This window comes from Hwanghaeella sp. (assembly GCF_965227365.1).
Classification (GTDB): Bacteria; Pseudomonadota; Alphaproteobacteria; order UBA8366; family Aestuariispiraceae; genus Hwanghaeella.
Window position 1 is genome coordinate 1,859,860 of sequence record NZ_OZ245754.1, and the last position, 20,039, is coordinate 1,879,898.

Here is a 20,039-nt window from a genome sequence, read left to right on the forward strand (position 1 = left end):
TGAAGGTTCGGAAACATGACGATCGACCTCAATGACAAAACCATCCTGATCACCGGCGCCAGCCGCGGGATTGGCGAAGCGACGGCCCGGCATTTCGCGGCCGAGGGGGCTAATGTGGTTATGATGGCCCGGAATGCCGCCCGGTTGGACGAGATCGCCCAGGATATTCGGGGCAGCGGCGGGGCGGCCTCGGTTTTCGCAGGCGATGTCAGTCTATATGGCGACGTGGAAAAAGCAGTCGGCATGGCTGTGGAAGCCTATGGCGGTCTCAACATTCTGGTGAACAATGCCGGCGTCATCGATCCCATCGCGCATCTGGCCGACAGCGATCCTGACGCATGGGGCAAGGTCATCGATATCAACGTAAAGGGCGTTTACCACGGTTTGCGGGCTGCGATTCCCGCGATGCTGCGAACCGGCGGCGGGACTGTCATCAATATCAGTTCGGGTGCGGCGACCAGCGCCCTGGAAGGCTGGAGCCATTATTGCTGTTCAAAGGCCGCCGTTCTGTCGCTGACAGCGTGCGCTGACAAGGAATATGCCGGACGGGGCATTCGCGTCGTCGGGCTCAGTCCCGGCACTGTCGCGACGGAAATGCAGGTCTCGATCAAGGCGTCCGGCATCAATCCCGTCAGCCAGTTGGACCCGTCAGTCCATATCCCGACCGACTGGGTCGCCAAGGCCGTCGCGTATCTGACGGGTGAGGGCGGGGCCGCCTATGCGGGGCGGGACTTCTCGTTAAGGAGTGATGAAGGCCGGCGCGCCCTGGGGCTGCCGCTTGACGGGTGACCGCTAGCCCTTATCCGCCTGCCATTTCGCCAGAATGTCCCGCGCGCCGTTCCTGGTTGGGTCCATGCCCGCGTCATGACCATTACTCTTGGCGGCCAGCTCGATGACATAGCCGTTAGGGTCGCGGAAATAGATCGACTCGAAGAGCTTGTGGTCGGAAATGCCGCGGGTTTCAATGCCATGTGCCGCGGCCTTGTCCATCAGGGGTTCAAACGTGTCTCGCTCAACCTCCAGTGCGATATGCAGGTCGAAATCGTGTTGTTCCTTGAAGTCGAAGGGTTGATCGGGGGCCTCGAAGAAGGCGAGGAAACTGCCGTCGTCCAACCGATAGAAAGAATGCAGCACTTTCGTATCCCGTCCGGTCAGGGTCGTCTTTATCTCGAATGCGTTGGCGAGAGGCAGCCCAAGGAAATCCTCATAGAATTTCCGGGTCTCCTCGCTGTCGCGGCAGCGATAGGCGTTGTGGTGCAGCCCCTTGATCATGTTTCCCTCCCGGCCTGTCTCGATGCCATCCTAACATAGGCGGCGTAGAAATCGCGTCCAGGCACGAAAGCGCGAGGGTCAGCGCTTGGCCACATCTCCGACCGTGCCGCCGGTCAGCGCCGGCAGATCCTGGGGCTTCAGTTCGAATACGGCATTTGGTGTACCGGCACTGGCCCAGACCGTGTCGAACTGCATCAGGTCCTCATCGATGAAGGCGACAGGTTTCACTATATGGCCCACCGGCGAGACACCGCCGATGACATAGCCGCTCTTCTCCAACACGTAGTCGGGCTGGGTGCTTTTAACCTTCGCGCCCAGCAGGTCACGGATCTTCTTATCGTCGACACGGTTCGTGCCGGAGGCGACAACGAGAACCGGATCGCCGTCCTTGGTCTTGAACAGGACGGATTTGGCGATTTGCGCGACGGTGCATCCGATTGCCGATGCGGCCTGTTCCGATGTCGCGGTCGGTTCCTCGAACTCCAACACCGTGTAAGCGGGGCCCAGGACATCCTGAACATGCAGCGCTTTTGGCTCACTTGCTTTTTTCATCGATCGGTTCCGTTGATTTGCGATCAATCCAATTTCGGTCTGGTATCGGCGGCGCGTGGGCGGCTGATCGGGCGGCTGCGGCGCACCTCGCGATAGACGATGAATAGTCCGGAGCCGACAATCAACAGGATGCCGGTCCAGGTCGTCATGTCCGGTACTTCGCCGAAAATCATGAAACCCCAGAAGACTGCCAGCGGCACGGCGATGTATTCGAAGGGCGCGATCAGGCCCGCTTCGCCCATGCGATAGGCCTGCGCCAACATATAACCGATCATGGCCGAAAGGATGCCGATGCCGCCAAGCGCGGGCCAATCGCTGATCGGCGGCACCTTCCAGGGCAGGAACAGGAAGTTCAGCGCCGGATGCACCTTGTCCACATACCGCCCGTCGCCGCAGATCAGGAACATCAACACACAGACCACGATGAAGGTGAGATAGATGGAGATCGCCAGGACCGAGGCGCTTTCGGTGACGCCGAGGCGCCGTGTCAGCATCTGCATCATGGCGTATGTGAAAGCCGCCAGGACCGGCAGTAGCGCGGTTATTTTGATGATGCCGTCGCCGGGTCGCAACATGACGATGATGCCGGTGAAACCGACAAACACCGCGCCCCAGCGCCAAGGGCCGACTTTCTCCCCCAGCATTGGGATCGAAAGGACCGTGATGAAGAGGGGGGCGACGAAGAAGATCGCGTTGGCTTCGGCCAACGGCATACCCGCAAGCGCCGCGAAATACGCCGAATTCGAAACCACGATGAACAACGCGCGGACCAAGAGCAGCGGCATGCGCCGGCTCAAGAGCCGTTTCCATCCGCCCTCGAACTGCAACACGACGAACATGAAGGGCAGGGCGACGAGGGAGCGGATCAACACGATCTCATGCAGGGGATAGGAGCCGCTGAACCCCTTGATCAAGGCATCCTGAATGGAAATGGCCAGCATTCCGATCAGAATGCAAAGAATGCCGATCCCTTGCCTGTCGGGCAGTCTTGCCGACGCGGTCACGATTCTACCCCCTTGGCGGAACGCGCGGTGCAGCGTTCGCATGCGGAATGTTGGACGCGGGACGAGGCCGCGAGTAGGACGATGAGTTCAACCTGATCCTCAATGGAATCAGGATCAAGTCGGATTTTCCGGCCGGTCGGCCGGATTACGGTTCGGGCTATCGGTGTTTCAATCCCGGTAACTGGTATCGATCTTGTCGAGCTTGCGCATAAGGGCGGCGAATTCGACCGCGCCGACGCCTTCATTGGTTTCCCGTTCGGAGAACACGTCCATGTCCTGTCCGCTGCGCTTTGAGACTTCGGGGGGCATAATGTTCAGCGTGCCGGCGGAACCTGCGTCGACCTGGATCTGACAGGCGCGCTCCAACCGGTAGAGCCGCAGGAATGTTTCCGGTATCGAGCGGCCGACCGTCAAAATGCCGTGATTGCGCAGGATCATCGCGCGTTTGTCGCCGAGATTGGCGAGCAGCCGTTCCCGTTCGTCCAAATGCAGGCTGACCCCTTCGTAATCGTGGTACGCGATACGGTCGTGGAAGGCGGTGGACATCATGCTGATCTGCTGCAGGCCCTCCTTGGTGCCCGCGACCGCCATGCCGGCCCGCGTATGGGTGTGCATCACGCATTTGTTGACGGATTTGGCCATGTGAATGGCGGAATGGATGACAAAGCCCGCATAGTTCACCGGGTAGTCGCTATGCCCGACGATGTTCCCCTCAAGGTCGATCTTCACCAGGTTGGAGGCGGTGACCTCGTCATAATTCAGCCCATAGGGATTTATCAGGAAATGGTCCTCGTCTCCCGGCAGCTTGTAGGTCAGGTGACCGTAGATCAATTCGGTCCATCCGAAATAGTCGACCAACCGATACGCGGCGGCGAGTTGAATGCGGGCTACGCGTTCATGCTCTTCCGGTGTGTTCTGGGCAAAGGTCGTGACTGTATCGATCCGTTGAGGCGCCGTTTGAGACATGGTGTCGGTTTCCATCCGCTGCAGGTCAAAAGCCGTATTTCCCGGCATTGTTGCAGGCAATGGTACCGTAAAACCGGTTCGCGGTGAACCGTTCAGGACCTCGGCTATCAGAAAGTCACTTGGTCCGGATTGGACCAAGCGCAGTGATGGCGTTTCTACTCCGCGATGCTATTCGGCAGGTACCGAGCCCGGTTCCGGCGCCTTTTGTTTGCGGAAGGGATGAATGACTTGCTGAACGAAGGTCGGCGGCATGTACTCTTTGATGCCGATATCCGCAGGCGGGCGGTAATCACCGCGGAAATAGGTCCTGAACAGCTGGTCGAAGATCATCAGGTTTTCGCCGTAGTTCTTGTTGCCCTCTTCCAGGTTCTTGGAATGGTGCCAACGGTGCAGTTCCGGGGTGTTGAAGATCAGACTCAGGAAGCCGAAGCGCATATCAACGTTGCAATGGGTCAGGATACCGATGAAGGCGGTGATCGCGCTGACCCATTTGAAGATTTCGACCGGCGCACCGACCAGGAACAGCAGCGGCTGGCTCAGGATGATACTGGCGCCGGTATCGAAGAAATGGAACCGGCCCGTATTGATGATGGTCAGGCGTTTGACGCTGTGGTGGACGGCATGGAATTTCCACAACCATGGCCATTCGTGGCCCAGGCGATGGGCGCAATAAAGCCCCAGTTCCGCAATGACGAGGCCCAGCACCACCTGCAGTGCCAGCGGCCATTCCGTCGGCCAGATCGCGCTGGTTTCCGGCGCAAATGCCTCCGCCGCGCCGAAGACGGTTCCGACGATGACCAGAACCTGGACGATCCCCTTGTTGAAGAAGGTGTGCAGCAAATCGGCCGGGATCTGACCGTCATTCGGCAGCCAGGTTTTCTCGAAAGGACGGGCGCGTTCCAGAAAGAACAAACCGACCGCAAGCGTCAGGTACAGCAGATTGAACCAGATGAACGGGCTTTCCTGCTGCATCGCCCAGTAATTCGCCGCAATGCAGGCGGAGAGGATACCGGGCCACAGCAGGTAGGAGACGGCAGAGGAAGCAGCCGTTCGAGCATTCATTCCGGGATTCCCCCAAAGGCTTTTCAAGATCGGATCAAGCTTTGCTTATGGCCTGTATAAGCGATTTTCGGCAAGGGGTTAAGTCGCGTTGAAACGGTGCGGCCATGGGCCCCGGGAATGATGCCAGGGGCGATCGGAAGTGTCAGGAAAGACTGGCTTTCACGTCACGAAACCGTGTATTTCTGAATACGTCGCTTGGTTCCGCATTCGTTCGTGATTTGCAGCAGGCGTGGGAGGTATCAGTGAGGTTTGTTCCAAGTTTGCGGTCTGCCAAGGCCGTGGCTCTGGCGGTCATGCTAGTTTTGATCGGTACCGCCGTGCGCGCGGATGACCGCGCCAGCGCGACGGAAGTCGTTGAGCATTTCCAGAACGGCCTTCTCTACACGCTGCTGCATCAGCGCGAAATGGATTACGATACGCGTATCCAGGCATTGGAAGCCCTGATCGCGGAGACGTTCGATGTCGAGCGGGTCGCACGCAAGGTCATTGGCGGCAAGCGGTTTCACGAGCTTTCTCCGGCGGAGCAACGCCGATATCAAACCCTGTTCACACGCTATGTCGTGGCGTCACAGTCCCGGAGTCTCGGCTCTCTGGAGGGAAGGGAGTTCGTCCCGATCGGTCGACGCTATGGGCCGAACGGCACCGTGATCGTGGATGTCTCTTTCCGCGAGAACGGCCGGGAAATCACGACTGTGGCCTATATTCTCTTGCCGACGGGCAAGGGCTGGCGGATCGTCGATGTAATCATCGACGGCGGTGTCAGCGAATTGACCCTGCGCCGGTCGGAATTCTCCTCGGTCGTGCGCGACAAGGGGGTGGTGGGGCTGCTGACGGCCCTGGACAGGAAGATCGGGGAACTGGCGCGCGCCGGGGCGCGCAGGACCTACTAGGCGCTCCGCGGTCAGCTCCAGCCGAACAGGTTTCCGACATTCAACAATGCCATCACGCCCATCGCGGCAAAGATGAGCGCGGCGATCGCATGCGCCGCCTGCATGGGAATTTTCGTGGCCGCGGCCTTACCGATCAGGACGACGGGGATATTGGCCAGCATCATGCCGAGCGTCGTGCCGGCCGTCACCGCGACCAAGGCATCGAACCGGGCCGATAGCGCAATCGTCGCGATCTGCGTTTTGTCGCCGATCTCTACCAGAAAGAAGACAATCAAGGTGGCCAGGAACGGGCCGAAGCGTCCGGGCGGCCTCGTTTCCTCGTCGTCTACCTTGTCGGGGATCATGATCCAGACCGCCATCGCCAGGAAGGAAACGCCAAGCGCCTTGCGCAGCATGTCCGGGCCAAGAATGTCGGCGACGATGATGCCTGCCGTGGCGGCGAGGGCATGGTTCGCGATTGTCGCGATCAGGATGCCCGCGATGATGGGCAGGGGTGCCCGGTAGCGTGTTGCCAGAACCAGGGCCAGCAACTGTGTCTTGTCACCGATTTCCGCGACGCCGACGACGCCGGTTGAAACAAGGAAGGCTTCCATCAAAGGCACTCTTCGGGGCGGGCAGACAAACCAAAGGCCGGACCGCCCGCCCAGGCCCCTGAGTCGGCGGTCACAGCCAAAGGTCTCGCCAAGCGCATTTCCTAGACATGCGATGAGCCGGATACGCCATGGGCCGTGTTACGGAGAACCGGTGCCCAAGTCTGTTGACGCATCCCCTTCTCAAACCGGAAGGCGGCTACTCCCCAATGACGGTGCGACCCTATTCGGGCGATGGAGCGAAAGCAATATACGTTCGGTTTGGAAAACGTTGAGGTGCTTGTCCGGCCCGTTCCCGTCACAAGTTCCATGACGGCACCCCCGCTTGGCGCGCCGACTTGTGCGCGGTATAGCGCGAACAGGTTCGAGATATCGGTTCCGATTTGAGAGGACCGACAGGGCCAAGGGAAACGGCGATGTCCGCAACGAGTGGCGCTACGACGAGGACGAATACCGGCGACGGCGGGGGCAGCCTGCGCGCGGTTCTTGCCTTTTCCTTGGGGTGCTCCTTCTTCGGTTACGCCTTTGTCCAACGTGTCGCGCCGAGCGTCATGGTGGACGACTTGATGCGGGACTTCGCCGTCGGCGGCGCCGTCCTCGGTAATCTGTCCGCCTTCTACTTCTACACCTATGCCGGTATACAGATTCCGGTCGGGATCATGATGGACAGGTTCGGCCCGCGCCGCCTGTTGACCTTCACCCTGCTGCTTTGCGTGCTGGGTAGCGCGCTCTTCGCCTATAGTGAGACGATTACGACCGCGTCCCTGGCGCGAGCCATCATCGGGGGCAGTGTCGCCTTCGGCTATGTCGGGACGATGACGATCGCCGCTCAGCAATTCACCCCGCAGCGGTTCGCTCTCTGCGTCGGCATTCTTCAGGCGGTCGGCATGGCCGGCGCCGTGCTGGGGCAGAAACCGTTCGGTGTGCTCGTCGACGCGACGGGCTGGCGGGAAGCCATGTTGTGGACCGGCGGCGGAGCGGCAGTCCTGGCACTGGCGATCTGGCTTACCGTCCGCGATGGCGAGAGGCACAGCAGCAATGGCGCACGCTTGCTTGATGGCATCCGCTACGCCTTGAGCAACCGGGAAACCTGGCTCAACGCCCTCGTCGGGCTTGCCCTGACGGCGCCGATGCTCGCTTTTGCAGGCCTTTGGGCGATACCGTATTTGAAGACAATCTATGGCATTCCGGAGACTGAGGCGCGCGGCCTTGCCTCCATGCTGTTCATCGGTTGGGGCATTGCATCGCCGTTTGTCGGCGGCTTGTCCGACAGGATCGGACGTCGAAAGCCGTTGATCGTCGGCGGCGTATTGATGTCCATGACCGGACTGGCAACGGTTGGTTTCGTTCCCGGCATCCCGACCGCGCTGCTTTATGTCATCTTCATACTGACCGGCTTCGGCGGCTGCACGATGATCCTCGCTTTTGCGCTTTGCCGCGAAACCACGCCGCTTTGGGCGCGTGGTGCGGCGCTCGGCGTCGTCAACGGCGCGGTTACGGCGAGTGGTGCGTTGTTCCAGCCCTTGCTCGGCTGGGTGTTGGACAGCTACTGGCAGGGCGCGGAAGTGGCGGGCGCCCGGATCTACACGGCGGACGGCTATCAGGTGGCGATCATGGTCCTTGTTGCGACCAATGGGATCGGACTGATTGCGGCCCTTTGCCTGCGGGAGACGCATGGCAGGCAGCTTGCGTGACGGATTGCCGCCTCGGCAGATCGCCGTCGGGGCTGGAATCCTGCGGCGCAGTATGCCAAAACCCCGCAGCGTTTAACGTCTTTAATCGACCAGCAACCAATACCGGAACAGCCGCGTGGCCACATCGTCTACCGAACCGACGTCCCGATCCGTATCGGCCAATGCCGGACAGTCGAACGAACCGATTGTCCTGGCGGTACCGAAAGGGCGTATTCTAAAGGAGTTGCGTCCCTTGCTGACCAAGGCGGGGATCGAACCGGAACCCGCCTTCGACGACCCGGCGGCCCGTCAGCTTACCTTTGAAACGAACATCCCGCATTTCAGCATCATTCGTGTGCGCAGTTTCGATGTCGCGACATTCGTCGCCTTCGGCGCGGCCCATCTTGGTGTTGCCGGCAATGACGTGCTGATGGAATTCGACTATTCGGAACTTTACGCGCCTGTCGACCTGAATATCGGCCATTGCCGGCTTTCCGTGGCCGAACCGGCGGAAATGATAGGAAGCGACGATCCCAGCCGCTGGAGTCACATCCGCATCGCCACCAAATATCCGGGCGTGACGCGCAAGCATTTTTCCGCTCGCGGCGTGCAGGCGGAATGCATCAAGCTGAACGGCGCGATGGAATTGGCGCCGGGCATGGGCCTGTGCCGCCGCATCGTCGATCTGGTCTCGACCGGAAAGACATTGAAGGATAACGGCCTCGTCGAAATCGAAAAGATTGCCGATGTGACCAGCCGGTTGATCGTCAATCGGGCGGCCCTGAAGACCCGTCCGACGGAGATGACACCGTGGATCGACCGTTTCCGGGAGGTCGCCAATGCCGCTTAACCTGGATGCCGGCGCGCCTGACTTCGAGGAAGCCTTCGACGCCTTCCTGAATTCCAAGCGCGAAATGGAAGAGGATGTGGATGCGGCGGTTGCCGCCATTCTGAAAGACGTGCGCGAACGCGGCGACGCGGCGGTTGTCGAATACACCAACCGGTTCGATCGGGTTTCCTTCACGGTAGAGGACATCGTCCTCAGCAAGGAGCGCATCGCTGAAGAGGCCGCGAAGTGCGACCCCGAAACTGCGGAAGCGCTGCAAGTCGCCGCGGATCGCATCGCCGCCTATCACGAAAGAATGTTGCCGGAGTCCTTCGACTATATCGACGATACCGGTGTCCGCCTGGGCGCCCGCTGGTCGGCCGTGGGGGCCGCTGGCCTCTATGTCCCCGGCGGAACGGCAGCCTATCCGAGTTCGGTGCTGATGAATGCCCTGCCGGCCAAGGTCGCGGGCGTGAAACGCCTGGTCATGGTGGTGCCGACGCCGGACGGGGTGATCAATCCGTTGGTCATGGCCGCGGCGCAATTGGTCGGTGTCGATGAAGTCTATCGCATCGGCGGTGCTCAGGCTGTCGGCGCGCTGGCCTATGGAACGCAGAGCATCAAGCCGGTCGACAAGATCACCGGCCCCGGCAATGCTTTCGTAGCGGCCGCCAAACGCCGGGTTTTCGGGACGGTCGGCATCGACATGATTGCAGGGCCGTCCGAGATCCTGGTCGTCGCCGACAAGGAAAACGATCCCGACTGGATCGCGGTAGATCTGTTGTCCCAGGCCGAACACGATACCAGTGCGCAATCGATCCTGATCACCGATGACGCGGATTTCGCCGCAGCGGTCGAAGCGGCGGTTTTGCGCCGTTTGGAAACCCTGCCGCGCAAGGACATAGCCGCGGCAAGCTGGGCTCAGCATGGCGCCGTCATTCTGGTGCCCACGCTGGACCATGCGGTTCCGCTGGTCGACCGGGTTGCTCCGGAACATCTGGAACTGGCAGTGGCCGATCCGGAGAGCCTGGCGGCGAAGATTTCCAATGCCGGGGCGATCTTCATGGGCCGATATACACCGGAAGCGATCGGTGATTACATCGCCGGGCCTAACCATGTCCTGCCGACGGCGCGCAGCGCCAGATTCTCCAGCGGGCTCGGTGTGTTGGATTTCATGAAGCGGACCTCCCTGGTCGCCTGTGATGCCGCCAGCCTTGGTCAAATCGGTCACGCGGCCGTGGCTTTGGCGGAAGCGGAAGGGTTACAGGCTCATGCGCGGTCTATCGACATTCGTTTGAATCGCGCTTCCTGATAATCCTCTATAGGCTGGACGTGAGGGGCCGGGCCGCGATGCAGCGGGCCGGCCGTTAGACATGCGAATGAGGGGCCTGCGGCGTCTCACGCGCGACTGCACAGGGGAACGCCATGACGGAGTTCGCGGATACCGACCGTATTCTGGATCTGAAGCTGGACGAAAAGAACGTCATCCGCCGCAGCCGGGACATCGAGCACGAACGATCGGTCGCGATGTACGACCTTCTGGACCGAAACCGGTTCAAATTGGTCGACGGCCGGACCGGCCCCTATGTGGTGCATTTGGCGTTGGACGACGACGGCAAGCGCCTCGTCTTTACCATCAATAACGAAGAAGACAGTGATGAGTTGGAACGCGCGAGCCTGCTGCTGACGCCGTTCCGCCGGATCATTCGGGACTATTTCCAGATCTGCGAAAGCTATTACGACGCCATCAAGAAACTATCGCCCAGTCAGATCGAGACGATCGACATGGCGCGGCGTGGTTTGCACAACGAAGGATCGGATGTCCTTCGGGACAGGTTGGAACCGAAAATGGTGATGGACAAGGCGACGGCTCGGCGTTTGTTCACGCTGGTCTGCGTTCTGCACATTCGCGGCTGAGTCGACGGAAGGGCCTGCGCGGATGATGGGGGACGAGCTTCCGGATGCGGTATTGTTCTGCTGTACGCAGAATGCCGTCCGCTCGCCCATGGCCGAAGGCATACTGAAATCCCTGATGGGAACGAAGATCTACGTCGACTCCGTCGGCGCGCGTGAGGGCGAACCCGACGGGTTCATCAAGGAAGTGATGGCGGAAATTGGAATCGATGTCACAAAACATCGTCCGAAGAGTTTCGACCAACTTGAGGACAATTATTTCGATTTGATCATCGCCTTGTCCCCGGAAGCCCAGCACCATGCGGTTGAATTGACGCGTACGATGGCGTGCGACGTCGAATTCTGGAATACATTCGATCCGACGATTGTGGAAGGAAGCCGGGATGTGCGGTTGGATGCGTACAGGCAGGTACGTGATCAATTGATGATGCGTATCAAGAAGCGTTTTGGGGTGGAGTAACGCGGTGGACGGCGAAAAAGCTATTGGTATCAAACCGCGATTTGTTCTCGCCTCGGCCAGTCCTCGGCGATTGGATCTGCTCGCCCGGTTGGGACTGGAGCCGGATGCCGTCGACCCGGCCGAGATTGACGAGACGCCCGGCAAGGACGAACTGCCGGCAACGTATGCGGCGCGGATGGCCGCGGAAAAGGCGCGTACGGTTGCCGCCCGCCATTCTGACGCGGTCGTTCTGGCGGCGGATACGGTGGTTGCGGTCGGTCGGCGAATTCTGCCCAAGACAGAAGACCCGGTCACGGCGCGCGCGTGCCTGAAACTGTTATCTGGGCGTCGGCACCGCGTCTTCGGCGGCGTGATGATTATCCGCCCGGCAGCGCTGACGGATGGCGAAGGCATGGCCGAACACGCCCGCCTCGTGCAGACCACCGTCAGTTTCAAGCGGCTCGAGGTGCGGGAAATCGACGCCTATATCGACAGCGACGAATGGCGCGGCAAGGCCGGCGGTTATGCAATTCAGGGACGGGCGGAAGGGTTGGTTCGGTTCGTCAGTGGATCCTACAGCAACATCGTCGGGCTGCCGCTGTTCGAAGTGCGCCAGATCCTGCGTCCCCTGGGACTGGTGGAGTGATCCACGCCGGTTTTCTAATCGATTGACCTGTGGCGCTGAGCGCGTATTTCTCCGCCCCTTGAACTTTTCACCTGATCTTTCAACCTGATCTTTTTTGAACATTGGACGCCTTATGGATCTCGACGCATTGATTGAAGTCTCCCCCGCTGAAACGCGGGTCGCCCTGGTTGACCGTGAAAGCGTCCTGCACCGGCTGGATATTCACCGGGCCGGACGTCCCCGCCTGCAAGGCGCGGTGGTGCGCGGCAGGGTGGCGCGAGTCGAAAAGGGCATGAAGGCGGCCTTTCTGGATCTGGGCCCCTTGGGTGAAGCGTTATTGCCCAAGGCGAAGGACGGGCGCGGCCGTCCGCTGACGGAGGGCCAGTGGATGGTCGTCCAGGTTTCCCGCGACGCGCATGGCGGGAAGGGCCCCGCCGTTTCGGCCAGGCCCGTTCTGCAAGATCGTTATCTATCCTACATGCCGTTCGGTCTGCCGAACGATACTCGGATCGATTTCGATCGGGGTTTGGGCAAGGGCAGGGACCTGGCGAATGTCCGCCGATTGGCGGAGCAATTCGATCCGGGTGAAACCGGCGGCTGGCTGTTCCGACCGGCCGCGGCCGCGCTCGGCCGGGAAGGCGGAATCTCGGTGATCAATGCGGCCCGTGACGCCCTATTGGCGCGTTGGCAGGCGGCGCAATCCGCCAATGACGGCAGTTCCCCGAAAGTGTTGGAGGAAGCGCCGGCGTTTTGGCAGTCCTTGATGCGCGACGCCCCGGCCAACGGCCGGATCGCCCTGGATGACCGTGTCCTGCATGCCCGGATGAAGGCGGCGGCCGAAACGTCCTATCCCGACCTTCTGGAAGGCCTGCTGTTCCATAACCAGCGCGAGGCACTGTTCGATGCCACTGCGGTGGAGGATCAGATCGAGGAAGCGATTTCCCGACACGTGCCCCTTCTAGGCGGTGGAGAATTGGTTATCGATGAGACCGAAGCGATGGTCGTCATCGACGTGAACCTTGCGGATGGCGCGGCCGCCTTGTCCGGCGGCGATGCGGCGGTCCGCCTGAACGTCCGGGCGGCTGAGGCGGCGGCACGGCAAATCGTATTGCGGAACCTTGCCGGGCTTATCGTCATCGATTTCGTGAAAATGAAGCAACGCAGCGACGGCAAGCGGGTGATCGATGCCCTGCGGCGCGGTCTGAAAGCGCCCGGCGGGTTTGCTGACGTCCTGGGTATGACGGCGGCGGGGTTGATCGAGGTGACGCGTCAGCGTTCCGGTCCCAGTCTTACGGAGCAACTGCTGGCGCCCGTGTCCGGCAACCGACCTTTGAGCTTGGACAGTCAGGCCTGCGCCATGCTGCGCCGGGCGATTCGGCTGACCGGCGGGGGACGCCCAACCCTGTATGCGGCGAAAGCGCTGCTGGAGACCATTCGGTCGCGGTACAAGGATGCGCTGGCGGAAACGGAAACACGACTGGGCCAGTCCCTCGAACTCGTCGAGCGGGAGGGGCGGTCACCGGAAATAGTGATGGAGACGCGGCGATGACGGGCGAGCGGAAGAACGGTCCGGGGGAAGAGGCGGGCCTGGCCGATGAGCGGCCCTGCGCGGTTTGCGGCCGTCCCGCCGCAGCCCAGTACCGGCCGTTCTGTTCCAAGCGCTGTGCCGATGTCGATCTGAACCGCTGGCTTGGTGAGCAATACCGTATTCCCACCGATGAACCCGCCGACGGGGAGGAACCGCCGCCGGATGCCTGAATTCGGGCAGGATACGCGGCAAGGGTGGGGTAACCTGATCCCGCGATCAGGGCCCGGGAAAAAATCTTTCAGAATTATGTATCTGGGCTCTGGACACTCCCCCCCGATTTCATTATTCAACCATCTCCTTCGGGCCGCTGGTTCCCAGCGGCGCAATGGGCCCAGATAGCTCAGTTGGTAGAGCATGCGACTGAAAATCGCAGTGTCGGTGGTTCGAATCCTCCTCTGGGCACCATATCCCCAAAGTGCCATTGATTTTAAAGAGTTTTTCGGAATTTTCCCCAAACTTCTAAACATGGTTTGGGGGAATTAGCGGTCTATTTTGTCCCGCGCGGCGGCTGCCATGAACCTTTGGCGAGCCCCTTTCGTGTAGCGCTGCACTTCCGCAAGCGTCTTCCATCCCCCCCACGACATAATTTCTAAGTCGGTGCATCCGTCTTCTGCGAGGCGTACCGCCGAGGCTTTGCGCAACCCATGCGCCGAACAATGCGGAAGGCCTGCCTCGTCGCACCATTTCCGCATTCGGTTACCGAATCCGTTCGATGTGAATGGCTTGTTAAAGTCGGTGACCAGAAAGGTAAGGTCGCCGGTCGGGCTGGCGTCGATGATGGCGCGAAGCTGCCGAACGATCGGAATATGCAATTCGACGCCGGTTTTCTCTTGCTTCACAAAAAGCCATTCATTGCGGACGTGCTGGCGCCCCATGCGAACAACGTCGCCGCGGCGCTGGGAAGTGTAGAGAAACAGGGCGAGCGCGAGCCGGGCCTTCGAGCCGACCGGGTGCGTTTGTTCAAACTTTTCGACTTCTTCCAAGGTCCAAGAGTGATGGCCGGCCTTGTTCTTCGATTGCAGAAGCGGAACCTCGGCCGCCGGGTTGGCGCTGACTATGTCGCGCTCTTTGGCGCACCGGAAAACGACCCGTAGGCCCTTGATGATGGAGTTTGCCGCTTCCGGCCGGTCGGTCATGTTGTCGCGGATCGCGCGCAAGTGCTTGGGTTCTAGTTGTGCAAACCGCCTCTCGCCGTACCGGGTTCCGTTCTTCCCGGTCATATCGCAGAAGTTGGTCAAGACGCCGCGGCGAACCCGTTGCGTTCGGTCTTTCAGTAGCTTGAATTCGGATGTCGAATAGTACCAGTTAATCAGCCAATCGAGGCTATCGCGGGCGATCTTGCCGGGTTTCTTCGGTGTTTCCCCGCCGGCGCCGGTCGCGGCCGCGTAGTCTTCCCAGAACTCGGCCGACCCTTCCGGGCCGCGTAGCGGGATCCTCGGCCCCGGATAGACCCGATAATAGAGCCTTACCTTGCCGTGACGGTCTTTGAACCGCTCGATATGTCGGGCTTTACGCGGCTTCGTTTTCATCCCAATCGTTCCGGTCTTCCTGGCGGGGCAGTGCGTCGAAAGCTTCGTCGAGTTCGAACCTATCCCAAACGCGCTTGCTTCCGATCATTTTCGGTTTGGGCATGCTGCCATCGCGAACCATATCTTCGAACTTCGATTTACTGCAACCGAGGTACAGGGCGGCCTCTTGGGCGGGCAGGCCTCGCGAGTTTTGAATCGTCATTTTTTGACCTCGAGGTAGGCGACCGACCGCGTTACCTGTTTTGCGAGGCCTATGCGGCGGCAAAATGCGTCGGAAGGTTCCGCGCCGTTCAGCACTCGGCGAACGTCGCCGGCGGTCAATTCGAACCGTTTAGCAAAGGCCTTGACCGATCCGGCTTCGTCGACCCGTTCAGCGATATGGGCGCGCATTTCGTCGGGCGACATCTTTTCGGGCTGGTCGGTCGGGCGGGGTGGCGGGGTCACGCCGGGCGGTGGTTCGATCATTGGCAAATCCTCAATCGATGTACCGGAATTCAATCCGGTTAACGGTGTCGCTGGGCTGGCGCTTGTTGGCCTTGCAGAGCATCGCGACGAATTCGGCGGCAGTCATTTCCGGGAAGCCTTCGCGTGCGCATTCCTGGGCCGGGTCGTCGTATCCGGTGATAGCGTCGGCCCGTTCCTTCTGGACCGATACGATCTCGATAGGCCGCAGCCGGTTGATCTTCCCGCCCTTGCCGAGCCCCTGGCACTTCTCGCAGGCCATGACTCGTTCGCCGACCTTGAGGAAGTCCCAGCCAAAGCGGCGGGTTACGTCCTTCGTTCCGTCCTCAACCTGCTGCGTCGTCAGCATGAAACTCATGTTTCGCATTAGACCTACCTTTCGACAGTTTCGGTGATGTAGACATTGCAGCGCAGCGTCTTGATCTGGCCGTCGATGTCATCAATGGACCAGTCGCGCCGGATCACCATGAAGTCTTCCGATCTGATGTTGATCACTTCGCCTGCGGCGGGAATGCCGATTGCCTGCTTGAATGACGTGACGAACGCAGCGTCGTTGCCGTGCACATCGCAGGACCAAAATTCGACCTTGGTATGTTCCATCCGGGTCAGCCCTACCTTTCGAGAGATTGTTTCATGACGCGGTCGAATTCTTCGACGGACATTTCCGACGCAGTGCCACCACCGCCGCCGATAGCGTCAATAATTTCGTCAGCATCGACATCGCCGGGAGTGACGCCGTAGACCGCGATGCAGTGTTCAGCGATCCGGTCCTGCGCCTCGCGATAAAGGTTCCACCCACGCACGCTGCGCTTGATCTGGTCCTGCAACTGGGTCTTGGTGAGTTTCACAGGCGGCTCCCAATCGCTAGGCTGCGGCAGCGGCGTGTAGATCGGCACGGACTTCCATCCACAACCGGCCAAGCATGTTCTTGCCGTTTTTGTTCGGACCCCATCCCCAGAAGTCATCCCGCCAGCTATCCTCGACCAATTCGCGGTCGCCCGTGGCCAGAAGTTTGCGCCGGACGTATTCATGCTGGTCTGCTTTCGCGCGGAGGATCTTCCGCATGATATCGACCTTCACATCGTCCCAGTCAGGCCGACGCTTGTCGCGGTTCTGCTCAGCAATCTTGAAAGCCTCGTGCGCCGATGCTGCCTGAAACACCTGAGCCGCGATGCTTGGCGCGTCCCACCGGAACTTCTCCCAATGGTAAGCGGCTTCGGAAGTGTCGAAGCGCCGGCCTTCCCACATCAGGCAAAAGGCGGAGAAGTTAGACAGGACATAGAAATCCTGTTCATAGAAAAAGACTTGGGTTTCGGTGTCGAGTTTGTGGTTCATATCTTTGAATTCTCCGTTATAGGATGTTTGCAATTGTGCTGATGACCTCACCGGCTGCATTCTTTACCTTCACGGTGTCGGGCGGAAGATCTGGGTCAACATTGTATGGCAGCCCGAAGATACTGAGGGTCGGCACTGGTTCTGTCTGCGCGACCGACGTATGCGACTGAAAAACATCCTGCACTGCTTTTTCGATATCCGAACTGATAAGTAGGGACGCCGGAATGTTTCCGTGCCGTCGCTCTAAATCCATCAGCAATTCCATTGTCTCTTTGATGTCGAACGGTTCGCCCGGCTGGTCTGTTGTCGTGGTGTAGGTCACAAGCGGCTCCCTATTCCGTACCCGCCGCACGGCGGATAATGTCCCGGTCAATCACGTCGATTTCACCAGCCAGCAAGGCCCCCGCGCGCACCAAGTCACGTTGAGGTTGCTTCGGCTTCCACCACACAGCATCCCACGGCCAACCATCCGGCGGCGGCGCGGATCGGTAGGCTTCGATGTTGTCGCGGTAAGGCGTGCCGGTCGCGTGCTGGATGTAGCAGACCGCCGCGGCGGCCAGGACGCCCCGCCCGTGCGCGTCGTCGTGTTCGGCTGTCCAGCCTTCATCCCAAACCTGCCGGCGGCGCTCTTGATAGATGCGCGCCGCGCCGGATGTGTCATCCGCCAATTGCGTACCTTCAACGGCAGGCGCGGAATCGTCGCCAGGGGTCGAGACTGACAGGGGTTCCGACATACTGGTTTTGGCAGTGTCTTTGAGGATGTCCGGCATATCATCGACAGCAGCCATTCCAGAACCCCAATACAACCCGTATCGGTCGGCATCGTTACTGTGATGCGCTATCGCCCAAGCCGCCAATTCTATGGCCCTTACCCTGTCAAATTCCCGTGGTTCTAACACGTCCGACGATTTGACAGGCGAAGGTATGTCAATTCCCTCGACCGGATCGGCGGTGTTCTGCGGATCGGCGAGGGTTTCGGCATCCCGGTCGCATTCCCGAAAGCCGGTGTTGAACCCGGCCTGTTTGGACGGGAAAAACTGGACCTCATAGCGGGCCTTGCAGCCGGGACATTCGTGGTGGAATTCTACCCAAGAACCGCCACACATAAGGCGTTTCCGCGCCTTGAAAATATCCTCGTCCAGCAGTCCGCACCAAGGGCAGCAGGGGAACGGCTGGCCGGTATGTTCGAATTGATGTGTCATTCGCCTTGCTCCTGTATGGGGGAGGACGTTGCGTCGCGTCGCCGTTTCGCGGCCTTCCTGGCACGCTTGGCTTCCGCTTTTTGGATGCGGGATAGGTCCGCTTCGGACGGTCCGCGCGGTTTCGCTTCGGTCAGCGGCGGGCGTTCCTTGCCCTTGTTCGGATGGTCCGGCACGATATCGAAGCCGTCTTCCGGGTCGATGCGCAGCTCATTGACTGGGCGGATCGCGCCAGCAGCAAGCGCCGCCATCGCACCTATCGTCACGGCCATTGTGTTCCTGGGCCTCATTTCTTCACCTCTCGCTGGACGGACGTTACCGGGAGGCCACCCGCAGCCCTTCGGCGCGGGCGTTGTTGAGTTCGGCCATTGCGGAATCGCTTCCGCCGGCAACGTCGGGGTGCGAGGTCTTTGCCTTCTCTCGATAGGCGGCGATGATTTCGTTCTTGGTCGCACTCTCGGATACGCCGAGCACGCGCCACCAAACCGCACTGACGGCTTTCCCGGGCGCCGGCAGGGCTTCGAACCCCTTAAATGCGGCCTCGACCATATCGCCGGTTCCCCAACGGGCTATGCCGCGAAGGGCCTCGATCGTCTTGCGTACTGCCTGGATATTGTCTCGCACCCTGTCCCAACGGTCGCAGGCGAAACAGACTTGGTTCCCCTTGTACATGAAGTACACGGCAACGCCGGGATCGTCTGGCGCCCGGTGACGAGCGTAGGGCAGGCCATCCCCGCGAACGGGGATGTCGGTTGATAGGACCGGGTGAGTTGCACCCATGCGGCGCAATTCATCCATGAGGGCCAATTGAGCGATTTCGTGCGTTGTGTCGAAGCGCGCGCGCTCGCGGCGTGCGGTGCGCGGCTTCCCTTCCGGCCAATGCAGGGGATAGGCTTCGGTCATAATCCCCCCTCGATTTTCTCGCGGTAAACGTCCCTGATGTCGTCGCAAAGGTCGTCGAGGTCGCGCGACACTCGCACGCCGTGCGGTTCGGATTGAGCCCCTTTCATCGAAACAAGAAGGTTGGAGTCGAACGGCATCAACGCAAAGCCATTGGCCGTTGGAACAATCATCATGACGGGTTTTCCGGTCATCCTGCATCGACCTTCGCTTGAGCCTTGACGAGTTCGAAGACGCGCTTCCGAACGGCGGGATCCTTGATCTTGTAATAGGCCCTGGCCAATTCGAGGGTTTCGCGCTTGGCGAGGGGGTCGGCGACCGTGTCGACCTCGGGCGTTGGGGTGTTGCCTTCGACCCCGGCGCGAAGCCGAGGCGAGTTGCCGGCGACATCGGCGGGCATATCGTCGAAGAAGAAGGCGAGCGGCACCTCGAGCACGGTCGCCAAATCCCAAAGCCTGGACGCGCCGACCCGGTTCGTTCCGCGCTCGTATTTTTGTAGCTGCTGGAACGTGAGGCCGAGCGCTTCGCCAAGCTTTTGTTGGCTCAAGCCTAGCATGATCCGGCGCATACGAATTCGGGCGCCGACGTGCTCGTCGATCGGGTTGGCGATGCCGGGGCGGCCGGCGGGGATGAACATTTTCGGGGCCTTCGGGGGCAGGGTATTCATTGCGTCATCGCGTGGCATTGTCGGGATTCCTGTCTCGTTGGTGTGGTGAAAAATTCGAGCGTCGCTTTTATGGCATCCTCGGTTGTGCGGCTGCCCGTATTGGTGACGCCGACGAAAAAGTCGCAGTCGCCATTTTCTTCGCGGCGCTTGATTGGTTTGTGGTTCGAAAACCGAACCTTGAATTTCTGTTTTCCGCGGCTGACCGTGACGTATTTGGAAAACGTCTTCCGGGCTTCGTATAGGTGAACCCTCAAGCCGTGGCAGAGCATAACCTCGCAGAACTCTACCCATTTCTGTTTTCCAAACCCTTTCTCGATCGCGCTAGCGGCCCGACGGTCCAAAAAGGTTTGGTCGACTTCCATATTTTTCGCCTTGTATGGGGCTCTCGACACAGTCGCGGTTCCTCTCTCGTCTGGTTGGTAGGGGGGCCGAAGCCCCCCGACCGTGGAGCACTAAACAAAGATTGAACTTTTTCGTTTGAGGTCGTTTCTACCGCCGGCTTCATGGGGTGGCGGTTTGCCCCTTTCAGGCCCGTCGCGGGCCGGA

At 60.3% G+C, this 20,039-nt stretch carries 30 protein-coding genes, 1 tRNA gene and 1 riboswitch; of the genes, 12 read left to right on the plus strand and 19 right to left on the minus strand.

Going from position 1 to position 20,039, the window contains the following annotated elements; all coding sequences use genetic code 11:
* The first annotated feature begins 15 nt into the window (after positions 1-15).
* Positions 16-789, plus strand: coding sequence for an SDR family oxidoreductase (locus ACQK2G_RS08305; protein ID WP_425404561.1), 774 nt, complete (start codon positions 16-18; stop codon positions 787-789).
* A gap of 3 nt (positions 790-792) precedes the next feature.
* Here the strand turns inward: ACQK2G_RS08305 and ACQK2G_RS08310 are convergent, their stop codons facing one another.
* The 5 genes from ACQK2G_RS08310 to ACQK2G_RS08330 form a co-directional block, all read right to left on the minus strand.
* The gene (locus tag ACQK2G_RS08310) at positions 793-1,272 is read right to left on the minus strand and encodes a VOC family protein (protein WP_425404562.1); all 480 of its coding nucleotides are present in this window, start codon (positions 1,270-1,272) and stop codon (positions 793-795) included.
* Positions 1,273-1,350: 78 nt separating this feature from the next.
* On the minus strand, positions 1,351-1,824 hold the full coding sequence (locus tag ACQK2G_RS08315) for a YbaK/EbsC family protein (protein WP_425404563.1): 474 nt from the start codon (positions 1,822-1,824) through the stop codon (positions 1,351-1,353).
* Between the two features lie 23 nt (positions 1,825-1,847).
* Complete coding sequence (locus tag ACQK2G_RS08320) at positions 1,848-2,828, minus strand: DMT family transporter (protein WP_425404564.1); 981 nt, start codon at positions 2,826-2,828, stop codon at positions 1,848-1,850.
* 168 nt (positions 2,829-2,996) lie between these two features.
* Positions 2,997-3,794, minus strand: coding sequence for a class II aldolase/adducin family protein (locus ACQK2G_RS08325; RefSeq protein WP_425404565.1), 798 nt, complete (start codon positions 3,792-3,794; stop codon positions 2,997-2,999).
* A gap of 168 nt (positions 3,795-3,962) precedes the next feature.
* The gene (locus ACQK2G_RS08330) at positions 3,963-4,856 is read right to left on the minus strand and encodes a sterol desaturase family protein (protein WP_425404566.1); all 894 of its coding nucleotides are present in this window, start codon (positions 4,854-4,856) and stop codon (positions 3,963-3,965) included.
* A 242-nt stretch (positions 4,857-5,098) separates the two neighbouring features.
* Here ACQK2G_RS08330 and ACQK2G_RS08335 point away from each other — a divergent pair, with 242 nt between their 5' ends.
* Positions 5,099-5,746 (plus strand): MlaC/ttg2D family ABC transporter substrate-binding protein, encoded by a 648-nt coding sequence (locus ACQK2G_RS08335; protein WP_425404567.1) that lies wholly within the window; start codon positions 5,099-5,101, stop codon positions 5,744-5,746.
* An 11-nt stretch (positions 5,747-5,757) separates the two neighbouring features.
* Here ACQK2G_RS08335 and ACQK2G_RS08340 read toward each other — a convergent pair whose 3' ends face one another.
* On the minus strand, positions 5,758-6,339 hold the full coding sequence (locus ACQK2G_RS08340; RefSeq protein WP_425404568.1) for a TMEM165/GDT1 family protein: 582 nt from the start codon (positions 6,337-6,339) through the stop codon (positions 5,758-5,760).
* Between the two features lie 3 nt (positions 6,340-6,342).
* Positions 6,343-6,556, minus strand: a riboswitch (yybP-ykoY riboswitch).
* 196 nt (positions 6,557-6,752) lie between these two features.
* On the opposite strand from ACQK2G_RS08340, the gene ACQK2G_RS08345 reads away from it, so the two are divergent.
* The 9 genes from ACQK2G_RS08345 to ACQK2G_RS08385 all read left to right on the plus strand — a co-directional run bounded on the left by ACQK2G_RS08345 (position 6,753) and on the right by ACQK2G_RS08385 (position 13,806).
* Positions 6,753-8,030, plus strand: a complete 1,278-nt coding sequence (locus tag ACQK2G_RS08345; RefSeq protein WP_425404569.1) for an MFS transporter — start codon at positions 6,753-6,755, stop codon at positions 8,028-8,030.
* Positions 8,031-8,145: 115 nt separating this feature from the next.
* Entirely contained in the window at positions 8,146-8,859 is a 714-nt protein-coding gene (gene hisG, locus ACQK2G_RS08350) for an ATP phosphoribosyltransferase (RefSeq protein WP_425404570.1), read from the plus strand.
* Positions 8,849-10,147, plus strand: a complete 1,299-nt coding sequence (gene hisD, locus ACQK2G_RS08355) for a histidinol dehydrogenase (protein ID WP_425404571.1) — start codon at positions 8,849-8,851, stop codon at positions 10,145-10,147. The genes hisG and hisD overlap by 11 nt, the downstream gene beginning before the upstream one ends.
* 113 nt (positions 10,148-10,260) lie before the next feature.
* Positions 10,261-10,752 (plus strand): UPF0262 family protein, encoded by a 492-nt coding sequence (locus ACQK2G_RS08360; protein ID WP_425404572.1) that lies wholly within the window; start codon positions 10,261-10,263, stop codon positions 10,750-10,752.
* A gap of 25 nt (positions 10,753-10,777) precedes the next feature.
* Positions 10,778-11,209 carry a low molecular weight phosphatase family protein gene (locus ACQK2G_RS08365; protein WP_425407628.1) on the plus strand — a complete coding sequence of 144 codons (432 nt, stop codon included), beginning with the start codon at positions 10,778-10,780 and terminating at the stop codon, positions 11,207-11,209.
* 4 nt (positions 11,210-11,213) lie between these two features.
* Positions 11,214-11,834, plus strand: a complete 621-nt coding sequence (locus ACQK2G_RS08370; protein WP_425404573.1) for a Maf family protein — start codon at positions 11,214-11,216, stop codon at positions 11,832-11,834.
* Between the two features lie 112 nt (positions 11,835-11,946).
* Positions 11,947-13,362 (plus strand): ribonuclease E/G, encoded by a 1,416-nt coding sequence (locus ACQK2G_RS08375; protein ID WP_425404574.1) that lies wholly within the window; start codon positions 11,947-11,949, stop codon positions 13,360-13,362.
* Entirely contained in the window at positions 13,359-13,571 is a 213-nt protein-coding gene (locus tag ACQK2G_RS08380; protein ID WP_425404575.1) for a DNA gyrase inhibitor YacG, read from the plus strand. Before ACQK2G_RS08375 ends, ACQK2G_RS08380 begins: the two co-directional genes overlap by 4 nt.
* A 159-nt stretch (positions 13,572-13,730) precedes the next feature.
* Positions 13,731-13,806: transfer RNA gene (locus ACQK2G_RS08385), tRNA-Phe, on the plus strand.
* A 74-nt stretch (positions 13,807-13,880) separates the two neighbouring features.
* Here the strand turns inward: ACQK2G_RS08385 and ACQK2G_RS08390 are convergent.
* The 13 genes from ACQK2G_RS08390 to ACQK2G_RS08450 form a co-directional block, all read right to left on the minus strand.
* Positions 13,881-14,639, minus strand: a complete 759-nt coding sequence (locus ACQK2G_RS08390) for a tyrosine-type recombinase/integrase (protein WP_425404576.1) — start codon at positions 14,637-14,639, stop codon at positions 13,881-13,883.
* Positions 14,640-14,910: 271 nt separating this feature from the next.
* A complete protein-coding gene (locus ACQK2G_RS08395; protein ID WP_425404577.1) occupies positions 14,911-15,132 on the minus strand; it encodes a helix-turn-helix transcriptional regulator in 222 nt (73 codons plus the stop codon).
* Positions 15,129-15,395 (minus strand): hypothetical protein, encoded by a 267-nt coding sequence (locus tag ACQK2G_RS08400; RefSeq protein ID WP_425404578.1) that lies wholly within the window; start codon positions 15,393-15,395, stop codon positions 15,129-15,131. Before ACQK2G_RS08400 ends, ACQK2G_RS08395 begins: the two co-directional genes overlap by 4 nt.
* A gap of 10 nt (positions 15,396-15,405) precedes the next feature.
* Positions 15,406-15,759: a hypothetical protein gene (locus ACQK2G_RS08405; protein WP_425404579.1), complete on the minus strand. Its 354-nt coding sequence runs from the start codon at positions 15,757-15,759 to the stop codon at positions 15,406-15,408.
* A 5-nt stretch (positions 15,760-15,764) separates the two neighbouring features.
* Positions 15,765-15,992, minus strand: coding sequence for a hypothetical protein (locus ACQK2G_RS08410; RefSeq protein WP_425404580.1), 228 nt, complete (start codon positions 15,990-15,992; stop codon positions 15,765-15,767).
* 11 nt (positions 15,993-16,003) lie between these two features.
* On the minus strand, positions 16,004-16,240 hold the full coding sequence (locus tag ACQK2G_RS08415) for a hypothetical protein (RefSeq protein ID WP_425404581.1): 237 nt from the start codon (positions 16,238-16,240) through the stop codon (positions 16,004-16,006).
* Between the two features lie 16 nt (positions 16,241-16,256).
* The gene (locus ACQK2G_RS08420) at positions 16,257-16,727 is read right to left on the minus strand and encodes an NADAR family protein (protein WP_425404582.1); all 471 of its coding nucleotides are present in this window, start codon (positions 16,725-16,727) and stop codon (positions 16,257-16,259) included.
* A 16-nt stretch (positions 16,728-16,743) separates the two neighbouring features.
* Positions 16,744-17,049, minus strand: coding sequence for a hypothetical protein (locus ACQK2G_RS08425; protein ID WP_425404583.1), 306 nt, complete (start codon positions 17,047-17,049; stop codon positions 16,744-16,746).
* Between the two features lie 10 nt (positions 17,050-17,059).
* Positions 17,060-17,515: a hypothetical protein gene (locus ACQK2G_RS08430; protein WP_425404584.1), complete on the minus strand. Its 456-nt coding sequence runs from the start codon at positions 17,513-17,515 to the stop codon at positions 17,060-17,062.
* 410 nt (positions 17,516-17,925) lie between these two features.
* Positions 17,926-18,198, minus strand: a complete 273-nt coding sequence (locus ACQK2G_RS08435; RefSeq protein WP_425404585.1) for a hypothetical protein — start codon at positions 18,196-18,198, stop codon at positions 17,926-17,928.
* Positions 18,199-18,241: 43 nt separating this feature from the next.
* Positions 18,242-18,829: a J domain-containing protein gene (locus ACQK2G_RS08440; RefSeq protein WP_425404586.1), complete on the minus strand. Its 588-nt coding sequence runs from the start codon at positions 18,827-18,829 to the stop codon at positions 18,242-18,244.
* A complete protein-coding gene (locus ACQK2G_RS08445; RefSeq protein ID WP_425404587.1) occupies positions 18,826-19,020 on the minus strand; it encodes a hypothetical protein in 195 nt (64 codons plus the stop codon). Before ACQK2G_RS08445 ends, ACQK2G_RS08440 begins: the two co-directional genes overlap by 4 nt.
* A complete protein-coding gene (locus tag ACQK2G_RS08450) occupies positions 19,017-19,463 on the minus strand; it encodes a helix-turn-helix domain-containing protein (protein ID WP_425404588.1) in 447 nt (148 codons plus the stop codon). Before ACQK2G_RS08450 ends, ACQK2G_RS08445 begins: the two co-directional genes overlap by 4 nt.
* Positions 19,464-19,492: 29 nt before the next feature.
* Here ACQK2G_RS08450 and ACQK2G_RS08455 point away from each other — a divergent pair, with 29 nt between their 5' ends.
* A complete protein-coding gene (locus tag ACQK2G_RS08455; protein WP_425404589.1) occupies positions 19,493-19,735 on the plus strand; it encodes a hypothetical protein in 243 nt (80 codons plus the stop codon).
* Positions 19,736-20,039 lie beyond the last annotated feature (304 nt).